Annotated in this window: 1 protein-coding gene; it reads left to right on the top strand. The window is 50.2% G+C overall.

From position 1 onward, the window contains the following. The coding region (locus KDK18_RS06700) for a dihydropteroate synthase (protein WP_257254099.1) at positions 1-1,386 on the top strand (1,386 nt) is incomplete at both ends.

Here is a 1,386-nt window from a genome sequence, read left to right as displayed (position 1 = left end):
CAAAGCCGCCATCTTTGCCGTAAAAGAACTTTTTGACGAACTTGGCTATGAATTGCCCATCATGATTTCAGGCACCATTACCGATGCCTCCGGCCGCACCCTTTCAGGACAGACCACGGAAGCTTTCTGGAACTCTGTTCAGCATGCCAACCCCATCTCTGTAGGCCTGAATTGCGCCCTGGGTGCCAGTGAACTGCGACCCTACCTGGAAGAACTTTCCAACATTGCCAACACCTATATCAGCGCACACCCTAATGCCGGCCTGCCCAATGCATTTGGAGAGTACGATCAGGCTCCGGATGAAATGGCAGACATTGTTGCCGAGTTTGCCGAATCCGGCCTGGTGAACATTATCGGTGGTTGTTGCGGCAGTACTCCTGCTCATATCAGAGCGATTGCTGAAAAGATGACGTCCATTGAAAGACGTCAGATTCCTGAAATCCCTGTCGCCTGTCGTCTCAGCGGCCTTGAGCCCTTTAATATTTTTGCAGACTCTCTGTTCATCAATGTCGGTGAGCGTTGTAATGTAACTGGCTCTGCCCGATTCAAACGCCTGATTATTGAAGAAGATTACGACACAGCGCTCGACGTAGCCCGTCAACAGGTTGAGAACGGTGCCCAGGTCATCGACATCAACATGGATGAAGGGATGCTGGATGCCAAAAAGGCCATCACCACCTTTTTGAATCTGGTTGCCTCTGAACCTGACATCTCGAGAGTACCTGTCATGGTGGACTCATCTAAATGGGAGGTCATCGAAGCCGGACTGCAATGCATTCAGGGCAAAGGTATTGTTAACTCCATCAGCCTGAAAGAAGGTGAGGAGGCTTTTCGCCATCAGGCAAGGCTTTGCCGTAATTACGGCGCAGCTGTCGTTGTCATGGCTTTTGACGAAACCGGCCAGGCAGACACCGAAGCCCGTAAAATCGAAATCTGCAAGCGTTCTTACGATATTCTGGTTAATGAAGTGGGCTTCCCCCCCCAGGACATCATTTTTGATCCGAATATCTTCGCTGTCGCTACCGGTATTGATGAGCACAACAATTATGCAGTGGACTTCATCAATGCGACTCGCTACATCAAGGAAAACCTGCCCCATGCAATGATCTCGGGTGGCGTCAGCAATGTCTCCTTCTCATTCCGTGGTAATAACCCGGTCAGGGAGGCCATTCACGCAGTCTTTCTGTATCACGCCATCAAAGATGGTTTGACCATGGGTATCGTCAATGCCGGACAGCTGGAAATTTACGAAGAAATTCCCGAAGCGCTTCGTGAACGGGTTGAGGATGTCATTCTTAATCGCAACAACGAAGCCACAGAAGCATTGCTGGCCATTGCAGAAAACTATCGCGGTGGCAGCACGGGACAAAAGAAAGTAGAAGACCT

This window comes from Endozoicomonas sp. SESOKO3, from assembly GCF_024606255.1.
The sequence above is the reverse complement of the archived record's forward strand: the minus strand, read 5'-3'. Positions and strand labels throughout refer to the sequence as shown.